We start from the raw sequence: 302 nt of genomic DNA, 5'->3' as shown, positions 1-302 counted from the left end.
GCGTCTGCGTGAGCTGGAGCCCGCAGGCATCCTCGTGCTCCCGGCCGTGTCCCTCGCGGGCGCACTGGCCGTCGTCCAGGCATCGGCCGAGGTCGCGGGCGGTGCGCCGCTGTGGTTGTCGACCCGGGGCGCGGTGTCCGTCTGCCGGGCGTACGGCGCGCCGAACGTCTTGCAGGCGGCGAAGTGGTGAATGGGCCGCGTGGTCTGACTCGATCACCCGGAGCTCCTGGGCGGACTGCTGGAGCTGCCGGAGACCCTCGACGCAAGGGCGGTCGCCCGGCTCGGTCCGGTGCTGGCCGGTG

Annotated in this window: 1 protein-coding gene; it reads left to right on the top strand. The window is 74.2% G+C overall.

The features are described from left to right. Positions 1-190: hypothetical protein (locus tag PUR56_RS06900; protein ID WP_329948259.1), on the top strand; the 190-nt coding region annotated here is incomplete at its 5' end. Between the last annotated feature and the right edge of the window lie 112 nt (positions 191-302).

This window comes from Streptomyces sp. BE303, from assembly GCF_036290945.1.
Lineage (GTDB): Bacteria > Actinomycetota > Actinomycetes > Streptomycetales > Streptomycetaceae > Kitasatospora.
This window is presented reverse-complemented; position numbering and strand designations above follow the sequence as displayed.